This is a genomic window from Nitrospira sp. CMX1 (genome assembly GCF_054902215.1).
Genome location: NZ_JBUBKD010000062.1, coordinates 155,528 through 173,998, shown reverse-complemented (window position 1 = coordinate 173,998; position 18,471 = coordinate 155,528). Strand labels below are relative to the sequence as shown.

General features: G+C 55.1%; 13 protein-coding genes. 5 read left to right on the top strand and 8 right to left on the bottom strand.

Annotation, left to right across the window (positions count from 1 at the left end):
• Positions 1–510 precede the first annotated feature (510 nt).
• The 5 genes from ACYX34_RS15535 to ACYX34_RS15515 all read left to right on the top strand — a co-directional run bounded on the left by ACYX34_RS15535 (position 511) and on the right by ACYX34_RS15515 (position 8,904).
• Positions 511–1,842, top strand: coding sequence for a calcium-binding protein (locus ACYX34_RS15535; protein ID WP_462077484.1), 1,332 nt, complete (start codon positions 511–513; stop codon positions 1,840–1,842).
• 648 nt (positions 1,843–2,490) lie between these two features.
• Positions 2,491–3,471: a calcium-binding protein gene (locus ACYX34_RS15530; RefSeq protein ID WP_462077483.1), complete on the top strand. Its 981-nt coding sequence runs from the start codon at positions 2,491–2,493 to the stop codon at positions 3,469–3,471.
• Between the two features lie 865 nt (positions 3,472–4,336).
• Positions 4,337–6,172, top strand: coding sequence for a type I secretion system permease/ATPase (locus ACYX34_RS15525; protein WP_462077482.1), 1,836 nt, complete (start codon positions 4,337–4,339; stop codon positions 6,170–6,172).
• Positions 6,165–7,523 carry an HlyD family type I secretion periplasmic adaptor subunit gene (locus tag ACYX34_RS15520; RefSeq protein ID WP_462077481.1) on the top strand — a complete coding sequence of 453 codons (1,359 nt, stop codon included), beginning with the start codon at positions 6,165–6,167 and terminating at the stop codon, positions 7,521–7,523. Before ACYX34_RS15525 ends, ACYX34_RS15520 begins: the two co-directional genes overlap by 8 nt.
• Positions 7,524–7,551: 28 nt before the next feature.
• The gene (locus ACYX34_RS15515) at positions 7,552–8,904 is read left to right on the top strand and encodes a TolC family protein (protein ID WP_462077480.1); all 1,353 of its coding nucleotides are present in this window, start codon (positions 7,552–7,554) and stop codon (positions 8,902–8,904) included.
• Between the two features lie 86 nt (positions 8,905–8,990).
• Here the strand turns inward: ACYX34_RS15515 and ACYX34_RS15510 are convergent, their stop codons facing one another.
• From ACYX34_RS15510 to ACYX34_RS15475, 8 genes are all read right to left on the bottom strand, one after another.
• A complete protein-coding gene (locus ACYX34_RS15510) occupies positions 8,991–11,573 on the bottom strand; it encodes a M1 family metallopeptidase (RefSeq protein WP_462077479.1) in 2,583 nt (860 codons plus the stop codon).
• 139 nt (positions 11,574–11,712) lie between these two features.
• Positions 11,713–12,408, bottom strand: coding sequence for a ribose-5-phosphate isomerase RpiA (rpiA, locus tag ACYX34_RS15505; RefSeq protein WP_462077478.1), 696 nt, complete (start codon positions 12,406–12,408; stop codon positions 11,713–11,715).
• The gene (gene glk / locus ACYX34_RS15500; protein WP_462077477.1) at positions 12,405–13,466 is read right to left on the bottom strand and encodes a glucokinase; all 1,062 of its coding nucleotides are present in this window, start codon (positions 13,464–13,466) and stop codon (positions 12,405–12,407) included. The genes rpiA and glk overlap by 4 nt, the downstream gene beginning before the upstream one ends.
• On the bottom strand, positions 13,463–14,239 hold the full coding sequence (gene pgl / locus ACYX34_RS15495) for a 6-phosphogluconolactonase (protein ID WP_462077476.1): 777 nt from the start codon (positions 14,237–14,239) through the stop codon (positions 13,463–13,465). The genes glk and pgl overlap by 4 nt, the downstream gene beginning before the upstream one ends.
• 1 nt (position 14,240) lies before the next feature.
• On the bottom strand, positions 14,241–15,932 hold the full coding sequence (locus tag ACYX34_RS15490) for a glucose-6-phosphate isomerase (RefSeq protein ID WP_462077475.1): 1,692 nt from the start codon (positions 15,930–15,932) through the stop codon (positions 14,241–14,243).
• A gap of 111 nt (positions 15,933–16,043) precedes the next feature.
• Positions 16,044–16,682: a hypothetical protein gene (locus ACYX34_RS15485; protein WP_462077474.1), complete on the bottom strand. Its 639-nt coding sequence runs from the start codon at positions 16,680–16,682 to the stop codon at positions 16,044–16,046.
• A gap of 27 nt (positions 16,683–16,709) precedes the next feature.
• Entirely contained in the window at positions 16,710–17,378 is a 669-nt protein-coding gene (locus ACYX34_RS15480; RefSeq protein WP_462077473.1) for a L,D-transpeptidase family protein, read from the bottom strand.
• The gene (locus tag ACYX34_RS15475; RefSeq protein ID WP_462077472.1) at positions 17,359–18,468 is read right to left on the bottom strand and encodes a L,D-transpeptidase family protein; all 1,110 of its coding nucleotides are present in this window, start codon (positions 18,466–18,468) and stop codon (positions 17,359–17,361) included. The genes ACYX34_RS15480 and ACYX34_RS15475 overlap by 20 nt, the downstream gene beginning before the upstream one ends.
• Between the last annotated feature and the right edge of the window lie 3 nt (positions 18,469–18,471).

The window sequence follows — 18,471 nt, the reverse complement described above, 5'->3', positions numbered from 1 at the left end:
TACCTCGTAACGGCGTGTCCTTTCGGGACTCGATCAATTGGATCAAATTAGATACACGTATAGTACCTATTTAGATACATCGATTAGTCACAATCTAATATTATTGAATGAGTATAGTTCGGCATAGTAAGTATATAGCGCCGTGAATACGTATACTTGCATCACCGCTATCTACGCTCGCCGTAGCTACTCAGAAACGGTATGGTGCTTGCTTAACACTCAGGGGCTCATTCTGGTGCGTAGTGTCAGACCAGGACAGGTCCTGTCCTATTGCACTCTGACCCCACAATGCAAGAGCCATCCACCATAGGTCGTGTGCAAAACTGGATATCCACATCGGACGGTACAAAAGAAGGGAGGGGGGTATCTGATGTGAGAATAGCGCGAGCGTGTGCAATGAACCAGTGATCACGCATGAGCAAGGACGAGGCCCCATAGGGAGTCTGGTTCTCTTACTGAACTTGACTCGAACCATTCGATCAAAAAGGCTAACCAACAACGGAGGGTAGCATGTCAACTATTAATGGAACAGCTGGTAATGACACTCTGGTCGGCGATAAGTTTCCTTTCCATCTTCCCCCTCTTTTTAATAACGCAGATACCATTAATGGATTTGATGGAAACGATATATTACGTGGGCTTTCTCAGAATGACACCCTCAACGGTGGAAACGGCAACGACCAGCTCTTTGGTGGTAGCGGCAACGACATCCTCAGGGGCAACAATGGCGCCGATTTCCTGGACGGAGGCACTGGGGCTGATAACATGAATGGCGGTGATCAGAACGATACCTACATCGTGGACAACGTGGGCGATGTTACGGCGGAGTCCTTTAACGATGCACTTGGGGGAGTGGACACGGTGCAATCCTCCGCTGCGTTCCATACCATCGGCTTCGGCATCGAGAACTTGACGCTGACCGGTGTGGGCAATATCAGCGGCACGGGCAATGCGAATGCCAATATCATCAACGGGAACAGCGGCAACAATACCCTCTCGGGCCTGTCGGGCAACGACACGATCAACGGGTTCGCAGGTAACGACTCGCTCTTCGGTGGCGATGGGAACGACACCCTACGAGGCGGCACTGGCACCGACTTCCTCAATGGGGGAGCTGGAGCCGACAACATGAACGGGGGTGATCAGAACGATACCTACATCGTGGACAACGTGGGCGATGTTACGGCGGAGTCCTTTAACGATGCACTTGGGGGAGTGGACACGGTGCAATCCTCCGCTGCGTTCCATACCATCGGCTTCGGCATCGAGAACTTGACGCTGACCGGTGTGGGCAATATCAGCGGCACGGGCAATGCGAATGCCAATATCATCAACGGGAACAGCGGCAACAATACCCTCTCGGGCCTGTCGGGCAACGACACGATCAACGGGTTCGCAGGTAACGACTCGCTCTTCGGCGACAGTGGTAATGACATCCTCACCGGTGGCCTCGGCAGAGACTTCTTATCCGGCGGACTTGGGAACGACCGATTCGATTACAATTCCACAAGTGAAAGCCCTACCGGTGCTTTGAATAGGGATGTCATTTCGGGTTTTACTGGAAATGGCGCGTTCGTAGGTGATCAGATTGATCTGCGGGATATCGATGCCAATACGACTTTCTTGTCCTTCGGCAATCAAGCCTTCAGTTATATTGGTGGCGCCGCATTTAGTAATGTCTTGGGCATCTACACCCCAGGACAACTTCGGTATTCTGGCGGAGTCCTGCAAGGCAATACCGATTTCGATGGGGCGGCGGAGATCGAGATTGCGCTAGTCCCTGCTCCAGCGTCGCTATACGTCAATTCTGCTACTCCCTTGACGACCGACATCCTCCTGTAATCCTCCCCGCCTCAGGAAGGGCTGCCCTACCCGGGGCGCCCTTCCACGGGCCAAAGGTGTTCTACCTCGCTTTCGTCGTAACCCAGACTACACGACCGGCAGCCGGTCTCGTGACGGCGTGTCATCCACGAATTCGTTCCACTGAATCGAATTTGATACATCTATAGGATTGATTTAGATACATCCCTTTAGCTACCATCGGAGATGGTGAGTTAAGTATCTATATGTACTATTTATGCATATTGTTGAATTTACACATATATTCACCACCTATTCTGTTATCATGATGCGCGTTTCAAGACGGTACCGTACTTGCTATGAGCATCCATCTGTTGCGTGCTCCCGCCGAACGCATGACGACAAGCAATAGCTCGGTAATCCTATCATGGCACTGTTCCACCGACCGGGAGCTTGCAGAGAAAGGCAGCCGCGGGTGACAGCATCGGCGTTGTACACAAAATGATTTCCACATCGGCAGGGACATCGGGAAGGGAGGAAGACATCCGATGTGCGCAGCGAGAGTAGAAGCAAACTGTAAACGGGTTCTCATTACGAGGGCGGAAGAGGCCCAGGGATGGGTATCCCCCTCGCTCTCACCTGACCAGGACGAGCCAGGCTGGTGGGACTCACCAACCAAAGGAGATACGTATGGCGATCATTAATGGGACATCAGGGAATGATATCCGTGTCGGCACTCTCGGTGCGGACACAATGAATGGGCTTGGAGGAAACGATACCCTTGTTGGGTTGGCAGGAAATGACGTTCTCAATGGCGATGCGGTGCTGGGGCCGTATGGGAATGACAACCTCATCGGCGGGGCTGGCAATGATACGCTCAACGGCCGGGGCGGAAACGATTGGCTCATTGGTGGTACGGGCAATGACATCCTGAACGGAGGAACGGGAATCGACACCGCCGACTATAGCAGCCGAAGCATTCACGGGATTGGCTATGTTGGGGCGACGGCCGCCGTGACGGTCAACCTCAATATCACGGGATCGCAGAACACGGGCGGAAGTGGCTTCGACACTCTGTCGAGCATTGAGAATGTCAGCGGAACAAACTTCAACGATACCCTTATCGGCAATGGCGCCAGTAACGTGCTCGCGGGATTGGGTGGGCATGACACCCTGGATGGCAGGGCCGGCAACGACCGGCTGGAGGGCGGCGATGGCAACGATATACTTACCGGTGGCGATGGCAATGACACCCTCAACGGTGGCAATGGCAACGACACAATCTTTGGCAACAGTGGTAACGACCGACTGACCGGTGGGGCCGGCGCAGATTCGCTGACCAGTGGGGTGGGTAGCAATGTCTTTGTGTATACTGCCGTCAGTGACAGCCCAGCCGGTGGTGGTAGAGATACCATTCAAGACTTTGTCGCATCCTTTGACGATATTGATTTGAGGGGGGTTGATGCCGATGCCACGCAGGCCGGCAACCAAGCGTTTACGTTCATTGGCAGCAATCCATTTAGCAATTTCTTCGGGATCTACAATCCTGGAGAGCTCCGGTTTGCGAATGGAGTCCTGCAGGGCAATACCGATTTCGACGGAGCAGCAGAATTCGAGATTGCGTTCGCCAATGGTGGGAGCACCCTCACCATCAATGATCTCCTTCTGTAAGCCCCATGCCTCACACAAGGGCGCCCCACCAGGGGTGCCCTTCCTTTACACCTTCTCGCTTTCCTTTCATGATATCGCCGAACAACTCATCACCCCCCTGATTCATGAACGCTGTTCCGGGAACCATGTATTTGTGATATCGACAGGCCATCGGTAGACGAGCTTCCCCCTCGTGACTTCTATATCTTGTTTCACGTATACCATGATCTTTCAAGCCTCCACGAGCGCATCTCGCAGCGCGATTTCATGACACACGTTGATGGATACTGTGGGCCGATGATCTCGCGCGTGAAGACCTGTCATCACCGGCCTCATTCTACTGAATCGCATTGGATACTCTCATAGGATCCATTTGGATACACCCATGGTAATCATCAGGAATGATGGATTACGTGCAGGTTTGTATGCCGAGCCTATCCTGTTGATATTACGTACTACATGAGCCATGCCGACTGTCCTCTCCTCTTTGCCACAAGCCGGCATCGAGTTTGCTTGACACAGAGATCGTTTTAGTCCACGGTGCCACACCAAAATAGACGCTTGTGGGATCGCTCGCTAATTTGACAATACGACGGCAACTGCTCTCCAAATTTATGTACGAACTGGTTCCCTACACACCGCAGCATTCACTGACAGATTGATCAACTATTGGACGTCACAAAATGGACAACCTAATCTCCATGTACCGAAACGACTGGATATCATACTAGGGACAAGGAACCTGACCATACGGCTTGCAAGCATTTAGTTTAATGCGCTACATACGTGCCCACATAACGAGATGGTGCCTCGAGAGGGTAAAGGGATGGGTCATCTGTAAGATGACGTACGCTCACCCCCGCAGCTCCGTGAACAGATTATAACTATGACAAGACCAAGCCCGTCCACTTCGACCACACGTCGCACAAACGAACCGTCCGATCTGCAACGGGCCCTGGCAACCTGTCGTCGGTCCTTTCTGGCCACAGCCTTCTTCAGTCTCTTTGTGAATCTACTGATGCTCGTGCCGGCCATCTATATGCTGGCCGTCTATGACCGGGTCTTGCAGAGCGGGAGTGAGTCAACCCTGATGATGCTCTCCCTCATCACCGTCTTTCTCTTTCTCGTACTCGGTGGACTCGAATGGATTCGCACCCGGATCCTGGTTGCGACAAGTGCCCGGCTCGACGAACAGCTGGGTGAACGGGTCTTTGATGCCGTCTTTGCTCAATCCCTCACAAGCAGCGGGGCGGTTTCTACGACACAACCCCTGAACGATCTCCTTCAGATCAGACAATTCTTGACTGGCCATGGCTTGCTGGCCTTTTTCGATGTGCCTTGGCTGCCCATCTATGTGGGACTCATGTTCCTCTTTCATGTCTACTTCGGAGCCGTGGCCGTTTTCTCGATGCTCCTATTAACGGGGCTTGCAATCTGGAACGAACTGGCGACCCGCACGACCCTGGCAGAGGCAAACCGAGAATCGCTCGAGGCCATGCAACTGACTCAACGCAATCTCCGGAATGCCGAAGTCATCGAGGCCATGGGCATGCTGCCTTGCCTGCGAGCCCGTTGGCACGCGAAACAGTTCCGCGTTTTGGCGCTGCAAAGTCAGGCCAGTTCCAAAGCTGGCCTGATCAATGCGTTCTCGCGGACCTACCGGCTAACGATTCAATCACTGGTCTTGGGACTTGGCGCGTATTTGGCCATCCAGAAGCAGATCTCGCCGGGGCTGGTTATCTCAGGGTCCATTCTCTTGGGGCGGGCACTGGCCCCGTTGGATCAAATGATTGGGGGGTGGCGCGGGTTTCTCGGCGCGCGGGAATCCTATCACCGTCTCAATACCCTGCTCCATACGATCCCGAAAGGGGAGACTCGAATGGCGCTGCCACCGTTACGCGGACAGGTCAAACTGGAGGATCTCGTCATCGCGGTCCCTGGTCGAAGTGAGCCCATTCTCAAGGGAGTGACGCTCACCATTGAGCCGGGAACCACGGTGGCACTGATCGGACCAAGCGCGGCCGGGAAATCCACATTAGCGAGGGCGATTCTCGGCCTGTATCCTCCGGCGCGAGGACGGGTCTGCCTCGATGGCGCAGATGTTTATAACTGGGATCGGACGCAGCTCGGCCAGTCCGTGGGATACCTGCCTCAAGACGTCGAATTGCTCGACGGCACGGTAGCAGAGAACATTGCCCGGTTCGGAGACATCGACGCAGATCGAGTCGTGGAAGCCGCGCGGTGGGCAGGCATCCATGAGATGGTGCTGACGTTACCGCAGGCCTACGACACGCCACTGATCGGGGGTGGCGTCACGCTGTCGGCTGGACAACAGCAACGGATCGGAATTGCTCGGGCGATCTACGGACGCCCCCGCGTGGTGGTCCTCGATGAACCCAATGCCAATCTCGACGTGGCCGGGGAAGAGGCCCTTATGAAGACGCTAGTCCAATTGCACCGGGACGGGTGCACGGTCGTCCTGGTCACGCACCGCACGAATGTGCTCCAAGCCGTTCAGAAGATCGCCATGGTCGTCGGTGGAAAACTGGCGCTGTATGGTTCGCGTGAAGAGGTACTGGCAGCCATCGCCCAACCCTCTCAGCCGGCGGTCCCACCACGCCAGGCAGGGCCGCCATCCTTGCCACGTGCAATGCCGTCCGTCTCAGAACAAGAAGCGGTCAAGAGTATGCCACTGTCTAGCGAAGAGGTACCCCATGGCTGACCAGGTCCTCCTAGCTCCACGCCCCCTCTTGAGCGACGACCGCGCGATCCGTCGACAAGGGCTGGTACTCATACTAGTGGTCTTCGGCGGATTCGGAGCCTGGGCTTCTCTGGCCCCGCTCAATAGTGCCGCCTTAGCGCCTGGAATCATTACTGTCGAGCACTATCGAAAGACTGTGCAGCACCTTGAAGGTGGGATCATTCGTACCCTGGACGTGCATGATGGAGACTCCGTTCACGAAAGCCAGGTGATTGCCACACTAGATGACACCCAATCTCGTGCGCAATTGGAGGTCTTACGAGGCCAGCTCTATATCCGTGTCGCACAGGAAGCCCGTCTGGGGGCTCAACGCGATGGAATCCCGGTTGTTCATTATCCTCAGGAATTGCTCGCACACCGACAGGATCCGCGCGTGCAGGATGCGATGCGGTTGCAGGATCAAACCTTTGCGGTGCGCCGGGCAGCGAACGACGGGGAGCGTGCGGTGTATCGCCGACAGATCGAGCAACTGCGGGCCAAGGTGAAGGGGCTCCAGGCACAGAAACACAGCAAAGACCGCCTGGTGGACTCCTACCGTGGTGATGTGGCTGATTTCAAAGTCCTCTTGAAGGAGGGGTATACTGAAAAGCAAAAGGTTGAGGAAATGGATCGCGCCCTCGCGCAGAGCGAAGGGCAACGTGGGGAGCTGCTATCCGACATCGCCGCAAGCGAGTTACAAATCGCTGAAATCGAATTGAAAATTCTCCAACTACAAAAAGACCTGCAGCGGGAAGTGGCGAAAGAACTGAGCGAAGTCCAGACCGCATTATTCGAACTCCGAGAGAAAGTGCAGTCGCTCGAGAGTACAGTCCATCGTACGGTCATCAAAGCCCCGGTTGCCGGAATGGTGCTGGGGTTGGCCGTGCATACCATCGGAGCCGTCATTCCGCCTGGGGGACGGCTGCTCGACATCGTGCCTCAGGATCAGAAGCTGATCATCGAAGCCCAGGTCTCACCCATCGATATCGATCGGGTGAAGGTGGGACAGCTTGCGGAGGTGCGGTTCAGCGCGTTCAAAACCCGTGATGTGCCCATGATTATGGGAACCCTGATCAGCCTCTCGGCGGATCGGATGGTGCAGGAGAGTAAGGACAGTAAAGACACGAAAGCGCCCAGTAGCGGTGATACCGCCTACTATCTGGCGCGCGTCTCCGTCTCACCCGAGGGGCTTGCGGCATTGAGTGCGGCGAGCCTCGAACTGGTACCAGGCATGCCTGCTGAAGTGCTCATTAATACGGGGGAACGGACTTTGGTGCAGTATTTGGCAAAACCGCTGACGGACACCTTCAAGCGTTCCTTCATCGAGGATTAAGCGAACAGTAGATTTTCCCGCGAATGCGATGATGATGCACCACCTATTCCTGCTCATGCTCCTCTTTGTGATCCTCAATCCAGTAGGTGCCACAGCGGCCGACGGGGCCTCGTCGACTTTACTGCACCTCTATGATGTGGCCCTAGCCACCAATCCAGCAGTGGAGGGACGGAAGTATTCTGTCGCGCAGGCGGAAGCGCAAAAGGATCAGGCGCGCAGTAAGCTCTTGCCACAGGTATCGGCCATCGGCAATATCTCGTGGAACGAATTCACCCAAGAAGTTCCCAATCGCTTCACGGGACAGACAACCGATATCACGACGCAGTATAAGGGGTTGCGCGGCGTGGTCCAGGCTCGGCAAGCGTTGTTCGATCTGGCTTCCTATCGGGCCTACGAAGGTACTGGGCTGACCGTCAAGCAGGCAGAGCAGGATTTGGACGATGCCCGGATGGGTCTCGCCACCGATCTGGTCGATCGCTATTTCGAGTTCTTGGAGGCCACCGATGAAGCTGGCTATCTGCGGAGCGAGCTGGATTTGACCGAGGGGGATATGCAGCGGATCCGTCGCATGTATGAGCGGGCTATGGCCAAGGTGACGGATCTGTATGAGATCGAAGCCTACTACCAGACACTCAAGACGCGAGAGCTCGAAATCTCCAATGCAATGGCCGTCGCATTGGAAAAGGTACGCGAGGTGGTCGGAGTGCCGGTTACCGATCTGGCACGGCTCAAGCAAGACGAGTTACCGCCGGTGCCTGGCCAGCCTGACCAGTGGGTGACGGAGGCGATCCAGCGTCATCCGGCAATGCGGGCGTTGCAATATGCGCTGGAAGCAGCCGCCAAGGCGATTGCCAGTCAGTGGGCCAACCATCTCCCGCAAGTGTCCCTGCAGATGTCCGGCATCTATTCCAATAATGGCGGGTTCGACAACCGCCAGTTGGATCCCTATACCGTCGGCACCTTAGGGCTTCAATTTAATGTGCCGCTCTATTCGGGAGGCAGCACGAAGGCCGGAGAACGCGAAGCCATTGCCAAGTTTGAAATCACCAAGTATAAACGGCTGGAAAAGCAACGAGAGATTGAACGAGAAACCCGGACGGCGTACCTGAGTGCCCAAACGGGATATTCACGCATCGCCTCGACGGCGCGCGAGGTGGAGGCTCGAGTCAAGGCGCGGGACGGCCAGCAACGGGGCTATGAGTTGGGCGCCTCGACGATTATTGCGGTGCTGGAATCCAAGAAGAACCACCTCAAGTCTCGCTTTGCTTACGCCAAGGCCCGCTACGACTATATCCGATCACTCGTGGCGCTCCGCGTCTGGGGAGGAACCCTCACCCGGACAGATCTGGAAGAGATCAACAGCTGGCTGGCGCAGCACTGATGGCGATGCTCAGACTATGACTATGCGTCCCCGCTGAACGCATCTTTGGTCACCGAGATGCGCACGGGCATGTTTGCGTCTTCCATTCAGAGATTGAGCAAGCTGCGGAACGTGCGGTGCAGTGTCGCTCCTTCCCGTTCACGGAATGAGACGGCCACACGGAGTTGCTCCAAGTACTGATCCAAGGTTTTTCCACCAAGATCGATTTTGCGAGTGTGAAAGAAGTGCTGCACGTCTTGTTCGAGTTCCGGCGTGGCCAGGCCGACGACGCCTCCGCACATACGTCTGAGGCCTTGTTTCGGAAAGAGTCGGTCCATCTGATCCCAATTGGTCTTTACAAAGCCCCAGGCTTGTTCACGGCCATACACATTCGTCAGGAGACCCCCAACAATGAAGGGAGCGTCCTGTGTACGAATTTCTCCGTTGATCGTCCGTGCCAACGTGCGGTCGAGTAAGGGTGCATGGGAAAATGCAGCAAGCGAAAAGAGGTAGCGTCGTTCTTCTTGTGGGGTGGTGGCGGTCCTATAGCGCTCGGAAAACTCCTCATACCGTACCTCGTCGCCGGTATAGGCCAGAATGCTGACCAGAGCAGGAACGACGTTCGCATCGATGGTCATCGGATCGGTCCTGTATCGTCGATACCGTTCTGCTGCCTGTTGCTGCGTGTTTCGATCGTTCCCAAGCTTGCCAAGAGCACCGAGCAGCTCTCCTCGCAATTGTTTCATGAGATCGGACTCTCCCGGCTTCGGATCCCATCCTAACTCCGTGACGGCCGGTGTCACACGGGCACAGACGAAGGCCTCGAGCGCCGGTCGATCTTCCGCTGTCATGATCCTGTTCAGAAATGAGAAGGACTCCAGCAGGACCGCCCACACATTCTTGTCTCGTTCGCCCTGGAAACGTGCAGTGAGCTGAAGATACTCTGAAAGCGGCATGAGTCCGGCCACTGTCGTAGCCCACGCGTCGCTGACTAGGCAAAATCGCTCGATCGTGGACAAGCGGTCGAGCCCCTGATCGAGAAGGTTCTGGAAGAGAGGCCCACGATGGTGGACTCGATAAAACCCGTGACCGCCCTCATTCACGAGGATGGCAGTGACTCCTGCCGGAAGCGCAACGGTGATATCTTGCTCGGTCAGCAAGAGCTGTCGATGTTCAGTACGGTCACCGATAATCAAGCGAATCTGGATAGGCACCTGCCAACGCTGATCTAGTGGAGGCTTCTGCTCGAGATAGGTAAATCGCTGCTGTGACAGCCGCAGTTCTTGGCCATGAACGTCCGCCGTGATCAAGGGAAAACCAGGCTGAAAGATCCACCCGTCCATCAGCTCAGGAACCCGCTGGTGGGCAACCCTTCCCAGGGCAATCCAGAGGTCCTTCGTATCCGCATTGCCATACACATGGGTGCGGAGGTAGTCCCGTACCCCGTCACGGAAGACGATCGGACCGATATATTGCTCCAGCATGCGCAGAACCGACGCGCCTTTTTCATAGGTCAAAATGTCGAACATCGCATCGGCATCTTTCGGGGCGCGAACCGGATATTCGATCGGTCTTGTGCTCAGCAGTCCATCGACGGAGAAGGCAGCTGCTCGTGCGACGCTGAAACTCTCCCATCGTTTCCATTCCGGTTTCCAGGCATCGACGGCCAGCATCTCCATAAATGTCGCAAAAGCTTCGTTCAACCAGAGCCCGTTCCACCAGGACATGGTCACGAGGTCGCCGAACCACATGTGCGCGTTCTCGTGCGCCACCACGTCGGCGACCCGTTCAAGTTCCGCATGGGTTCCCGTCCGTTGGTCGACGAGCAACGCTGTCTCCCGAAACGTAATGGCACCGAAGTTTTCCATGGCTCCGGAGGCAAAGTCCGGGATGGCGAGCAGATCAAGTTTGTCTCCCGGGTAGGCAATCCCGTAGTAGTCCTCAAAAAACCGAAGAGAGGCTGCCGCAATATCCTGTCCGAAGGGAGTGAGCGCTTGCTTTCCAGGAATGGTCCAGAGCCGAAGCGGCGCTTTTCCGACAAAGACAGGCTTCGTGGCTTCCATCCGTCCCACGATGAACGCCACGAGATAGGTTGACATGGTGATGGTGTCCGCGAACCGGACCACCTTCTTATTGCCTTCTATGGATTCAGAGAGGACCGACGTATTGGAAATGGCTGTGAGTGCAGGATCCACGACCAATGTGGTTGCGAAGACGGCTTTGAAATCCGGTTCGTCCCAACAGGGGAAGGCTCTGCGCGCATCGGTGGCTTCGAATTGAGTTGCAGCCAGCGTCCGTACCGTACCTGTCTCATTCTTGTAGGTGCTGCGATAAAACCCACGCAGCTGATCGTTTAACTTGCCATGAAAGGAAAGGTGCAGTCGGCATTCACCAGGTTGGATCGGTTCTCCAAACGTGAGCATAGCTCGTTGTGTCTGCGGTTCCAGCTCGACAGATGACGCGAGCGTCTGCCCCTGCCGCCCTTCGATGGTGACAGACTCAATCGCAAGATCAACCGCATTCAACAAGATCGTCTGCGTGGTCTGCTTGACTGTGAGCGCAATCGTCACCTGCCCTGTGAACACGGCTGCCGCAAGATCAGGTTCAAGCCGTAGATCATAGCGGGTGGGAATGACATGTCGTGGAAGACGATAGGGATCATTGCTGCTTGGAATGTCGTCAAGATTCATACCTTCACCTTGTGGCCTGGTCGTTGTCGCGCCTGCGCAATTGGATGGTAAGAGTGTATACGCTATCGGGATGGTCAGAAGAAAGCGCATACGGCAAAGAAACGTGAGGAGAATCTCTCGGCGATTGATAGATCGGCCCTCATCTGGAGACATGAAAGGTTTGGACACCCTGTGGCGTGCCGACGATCAAGATGTTTGTCCTCCTGACAAAGAGCCCTGTCTCCACAACACCGGGAATCAGATTGAGTGCAGTTTCCAGCTCTGCGGGCTGATCGATGCGGTCGAGATGGACATCAACGATAAGATGGCCAGCTTCAGTTTTGAACGGCGCTCCGTTGCGCTCTCTGAGCACCACGCGGCTTTTCGTGAGTGCTTCAATCTCGCGGGCGGTACTGCCCCAACCAAACGGGATGATCTCAATCGGTAAGGGGAATGATCCCCCAAGCACCGGTACCTGTTTAGTGTGATCGACCATCACGATGAACTGTTTCGCCGACCCTGCCACGATTTTTTCCTTCAAGAGCGCGCCACCACCACCTTTGATCAGATTGAAATCGGGATCGACTTGATCGGCCCCATCGATAGCCACATCAATCTCCCATCGATTTTCGGCGTCGATCAGCGGAATACTGACTTCCCTGGCGAGCCTGGCGGTCTCCTGTGACGTGGGCACAGCTTGCAGTTTCAGCCCGGTACGGATTTGTTCGCCTAATGCAAGTATCAGATGCTTTGCCGTGGACCCTGTGCCGAGCCCAACAACCATCCCGTCTCGGACAAACTCAACTGCCTTCAAAGCGGCAGCTTTTTTGAGGTTCTCGAGATCGAATGAGGTCATGGCGTTGGCGCGAGAGACAGGGCTCCTGCAACAGATGCGGCACCGAGCAGGGCGGTCTGTTGATTCATAATGACTTTGACCGGCATGTTACTCAGCAATTTTTTATACCGCCCCTTGTTCAAAAATCCTTTCATGAATGTCCCGTCTTTGAGTTTGGTGATGAGTTTGGGCGCAATCCCCCCTCCCACATACACGCCGTCGAGTGAAAGTGCCTTCAAGGCAAGGTTCCCGGTTTCTGCACCATAAATCGACGCAAAGAGGTCCAGAGCCTGCCTGGCAATTTCTGCCTGGCCCTGGAGGCCGGCTTGAGCGATCTCTGCTGCTGGATTCCCGGCCTTAATTTTTTCAGCAAGCCATGTAGGCTCATTCTTCTTCGTATCGCGTAAGAATTCATAGATCGCTTGCAGCCCTGGACCAGACAGAATTCGCTCATAACTCACATGGAGATATTGGCTCCGCAGGTAACGAAGGAGGTCGATTTCTTGATCATTGTTCGGCGCAAAATCCGCATGCCCGCCTTCCGACGGCATGGGGCGATATGATTTGCCATCCCAAAACAGAATGCCCTCGCCCAACCCCGTCCCGGCCGCAATCAGGGCAAGTGCTTGTCGTTTTTTGGGGGGATTCCCCACATTCAATACTTCCAATTCGTCTTGTCGCAGCGACAGAATCCCATACGCTGTGGCTTCTAGATCGTTGAGCAGCTGCACGCGTGGAATTGAAAATCGAGTCCCGATCGTCGGCCCATCCACGACCCAGGGGAGATTCGTCGTCTCGCAATGGTTGTCGATGACCGGTCCCGCAATTCCGAAGCAGGCCGCCGTTAACTTCGCTGCTGAAGTAGGCCCGACACCTTGCTCGTCACTGGTATCGGACTCGCGTGTTTTCATTCCAACGGGTGGAGTCGGCAGTGTGAGAAATTCCGACAAGATGTCTTCCAGCGAGCTGTAATCGGCACTGTGAAAACTCTCTGAGCGGAGCGGGTCCACGCGTTCGTTCGCCCAGTCATAGAGCGCCAGGTTTGTTTTTGTTCCTCCAATGTCCCCCGCGAGAATCATGTGTCTCCTTCATGTGGCAGTCGCTTCGTCAGTCCTTGTGCCGCCGCTTGGTCGAGCATCCAAACGAGTTGACCTGATTCTGGGCTGACACGGGCCGCTGGTAGGGAACGATCTTCTTCTGAGTCCGGTTCAAGAACTCGGTGCACCATGTCGACTTTACTCTTGCCCGTCACGAGGAACAGTACCATAGCCGCCCGATTCAACACACCTAAGGTGAGCGTCAGGCGAGACCGAACGCCTGTGGGGGCATGGCCGACTGTGACAATCTTCGTTGTTTCCTGCAAGGCCGAAGTCCCAGGAAACAGTGAGGCCGTATGCCCATCATCTCCGAGCCCAAGTAGAACAAGGTCTATCCGCGGCACCACGGGCGACGGCGTCTTGGTAAGCTGGCGTATGGTCTCCTCGTATTCTTGTGCAACCGCTGACGGGTCTTCACCCTCGCCCCTCATCCTGAAAATATGATCTTGCGGAAGGGTGAGCGGATGAAACAGCGCGGTATGAGCCATGTTGAAATTGCTATCCGGATGATCTGGAGGGACGCAGCGTTCATCGCCAAATAGGAAATAGACCTTCGTCCAATCGAGCCGCGTACTCCACTCAGACGAGGCAAGGACCTGATAAAGCATCTTGGGTGTCGATCCGCCAGAGAGGGCCATGATGAATCGGCCATGAGACCGGACAGCCCGTTCACTGACGGATGCAATGAACGCTGCGGCTTGGTGTGCCCAATCCTGAGCGGAGCCCGCAATACAGATGTTGGGAATGGCAGGCATATCAACGGCGCGTCTTCCGGCGACGTTTCTTCATTCCGGCATGCTGACCAGACAACGCGGTCCCTGTAACCGCGGCAGTGATGGCGTCCACGACGTCTGCAGGATTTCGTCCCAATTGGATACGAATGGCCTCGCGATGGTGTGTGCGGAGTGATTCGAGATCACCGCTCGCCTGTGCGTTCGCCAATGTTCCAAACGAGAATGGCCTCCCGGGAATCGGGATGTCAGGGGCCATGCGGTCCACTAACTCCAAGAACACGCCGGTATTCGGTCCTCCTTTATGGAGTTGTCCTGTTGAATGGAGATAGCGCGGCCCATAGCCAAATGTCGTGGCGACGCAGTATTTGGACATGACGGCGCGGCGAAGCCGGCCGATAGCTGCCTCTAGAGGCCGTGAGGGAGTCGTGTACCCAAGCACCGACAGATAGGACCCCGGCTGAAGGAGACCAGACAACGCTTCCGCAACGTCTTTGGGCTGGTGATTTGGTTGATCTGATAACCGACCAGTCGATTGAAAGGCGTCGAGCACTCGATTCGTGTTGTCCTTACTCTCCTGGACATTTGGCTGATTGAACGGATGAATGCCAAGGACATGGCCGGCAACCGCAGTGGCAAACTCCCATCGGAAAAATTCAGCGCCCAGATCATAGACATCGCGGAGATTGAACTGAAGAACAGGCTGATCAGCCTTCACGAGCGCCTGTACGGCTTGATCGAGCGCTGCGTTCTTCTCTCCTTTCAGTTTCAGATAGACGAAGAATCGATCGGCTCCATAGGCACGCGGTTTCAGTACCGGTTCCTGCGCGATGGGAATGAGGCCGGTTCCTTCCTTGCCCGTACTTTCCGCGAGCAGCTGCTCGACCCACAGTCCAAATGTTGTAAGCGAGGGTGACGCAATCACCGTCACCTTATCACGGCCAGCTTTGGCAAGACTGCCCATCGCAGCCCCCAGATACGCACCAAGATTGGCCTGTGCGTCTCTCTGCAACCGGCATCGTTCCGCCATGCCAGCAGCCCGGTCCAGGAGCCGTGAAATATTTAACCCAAGGAGGGCCGCTGGAACCAACCCGAAGAGTGACAGGACGGAATAGCGTCCACCGATATCCGCCGGGTTGGAGAAAATCTCGCCAAATCCATATTCCTTCGCCAGTGCTTCCAAACCAGTTCCTGGATCGGTGATCGCAACGAACTGCTTTCCTCCGTGGTTTCCCTTCGCCTTCGTGACAAGTTTCCAAAAATGTGCGAAGAGCGACATGACTTCGATGGTCCCACCGGACTTACTCGCCACCAGAAAAAGAGTGCGTGATGGTGAAATGGCCTTGGTGACCTGCCGCACCCACCCTGGAATCGTAGAATCAAGAACCCACAGTCGCGGTGCTCCTTTCTGAGATCCAAACGTCTTGCGAAAGACCTCGGGCCCAAGACTACTCCCCCCCATCCCCAGCAGCACAACATCTTTGATGCCCGATTGCTTCGCACCCACCACACAACGCTGTAAGGAGTCGAGCTGTTGGCGCATCTGATCTTGTACTGTCAACCAGCCCAACCGATCGAGAATTTCTTTGGGGTCTGGTTTCCAGAGTCGATAGTCTTTGGACCAGATCCGCTCAATCACCTGATCACGATTCAGGGTTTCAAGGGTCGGCTGGATGGTCGCACGAAACAGAGGTGGCAGCTTGTCACTGGTGCGCATAAACTTCGCCCTCCTGGTTCAACAAGGTGTTGCTGAGACCATGATGGTTCACATTTTGTATCTTATTGAACTATCAGATAAAAGGCAACCTGGGCACTATTATTAGTGTTCCTATTTATCTGACGAACGCCGAATGACGATTGCCATACCATCGACGAGCGACCATGCCAACGATTGGGCATGGTCGGCAGTAAGGGTCAATCGAAGATAGGACGACGACTCGGCTGGTTGGCCACCGAAGAATCGAGCCACCCGATTCTTCACATTGTGCCATCCGACTTTTCCGAGCAGGACGGCACTCTGGAAGAGACTGTCACTTGCGATAGAGGGAACCACGGTCACGCTTAGAGATGGGGTAAAGAACAGCAAATAGTCGGTGGGCATGTCCGCAACGGAAATTGGTTCTTGTTCGGTGGCCGCCCCCGGTTCGATTTTTCTCCTGACGACGGGTGGTCGTGCCACCAAGCGATGGATCCCTTCCAGCGCCTCTCGCGGCTCTGCCGACCATGTCTCAATGGGGATTTGATGGAGACCGATTCCACGACCTTTAATATGAATCGTGCTCGCGCCCAGATCGATCAGAAGGTATGTCTGCGGTCGGGCCGCCAGCTTGAGTTCTTCTTCCAGAACACGGGTCGCTTCTTTAAGTTCCTGCGGGTTGTTGGGATTCAGGTCGGGAAAGGCCTCAGGCTCCTTTCCCCAACCCGGTGTGACGAATGTGAGTAGGAGAAGAATGGCGCAGAGGATCATGGGCAATATCTGCGCGTTCTTGGTGGATTAAAAGATCATGATCGGTGTCCCCACTCGAGCGAGCTTGTAGACACCTTTCAGATCGTTGTCGTTGAGCCGAATACATCCATGCGTCACATTCTTTCCCAATAACCGCGTATAGAGCGTCCCATGGATGAAATATCCCTTGCCGAACCCTAATGCATAGTCCCCGAGAACTCCCTGTTCAGCACGGTCCTCGGCATTTTGTGGCACAGCGAGCCCCTCTTCTACAAAAGCCCAATCGGGCTTGATCCACGTAGGATTGGTCAATTTGGATTTGACGAGGAATTCTCCTCGTGGCGTATCAAACACCCATTGATTGTTGCCCTCACCAGGTTTATCGAGAATGGTTCCACTCCCTGTCGAGGCAATGGCATCCAGAACAATTTCATCCTGACGCTTCACGTAGAGGCGGTTTCGTGCCGTATCCACTAAAATATACGGCTGGTTGGGCATGAGCTGTGCCAGTTGTTTGGAAAGCGCCTTATATCTGGCCTGCAGCGTCCGGAGGGAGGTCTTATCCTCAACAACCGCATGCTGAACCGCATGACTTGTACTGGATGTGGGGACAGTCTTCGTCGGAGCATTCATCGCCAGGACGATGATGAGAAGAACTGCGAATGATGCAAGAAGGATTCGCCACATTCGTGTCCGCTCAGATTTCTTCTTTGCCACGATCGAGTTGCGTCAATACGGATGCCACCGCATTTTGCTTCGTTAACGCACCGACGATGGTAACCGGTGTCCCAACAGGGACGCTCTCGTAGAGAACAGTCATATTCGGGTTATCAAGCATGATGCACCCGAGAGTTTGCGCCAGCCGTTCATTGTCTGCGCCATGAATTTCAATTTGGCCGCCAATGCTCTTGGACGATGCAATTTTCCCCGACCTCTTTGCAAGCTGGAAGCGCCGTCGATCTTCACCATTGGGATAGTCCAGAACCAACGCTCGATAGAATTGCGTCTGGCCTTGTCCTCGTCTGTCCGTCACACGATAGCGCCCTTCTGGTGTCGCTCCGTCCCCCTGGAACCGTTTCTCAAGCATACCGTTGAAACCTAACCGAACGGGATATGATAACACCTTCCGCCCACCCTTGTAGAGACTCAGTTCCCGCTCAGCCTTACTCACCACAATGGCGGCCGCTTGGTGCGTGCGCGACCAATCAATTGTCTGTCTGGCCAAGGTCTGCCAGTAGCTGATGCGACTTTCGTCGGCGTAACGCCCCAATTCTTGACCAAGTAAGGATGCTTGCGCTTTGAGAGCGTGATCGGCTCTCTCCGCGGCCTGCATGGCACGTGCATAGTCTTTTTGCTCGAGGAACGCTCGTGCCTGTTTCACAAAAAGATCCGTCTGAACGCCTTTTTCTCCAAGGAGAATACGCCCGTCAATCGCCTCAACCCTGGTGGCAACGTTGTGAAACTGATCTTCCAGACGAGTGACCTTCGCTTGCGTTGCTCGCTGTTGTGAGACCTGCCGATCGTGGAGTTGTGAAACGGTACGTTCCCCCATGACGTAGAGCCAGCGGAGGTCCTTTTCAAGATCGCTCGACTCCCAGGGCCAGCGAATCACGTCGTCGTCCAGTTGAGTCCGTGCCTTGAGTAAGGCCCATTGTCGAATGAATTGTCCGTATTCTTCAGGGGCAGTTTCTGGAGCACGTAGTGCAATGAGATCTTGATCAATGGCTTCAACCGCGGCAACCAAATCCGGAGGGACAGCTTGCACACAGCCAACCAAGCAGGTCGTGCAGAGTAGTACGGCAAGCATTCT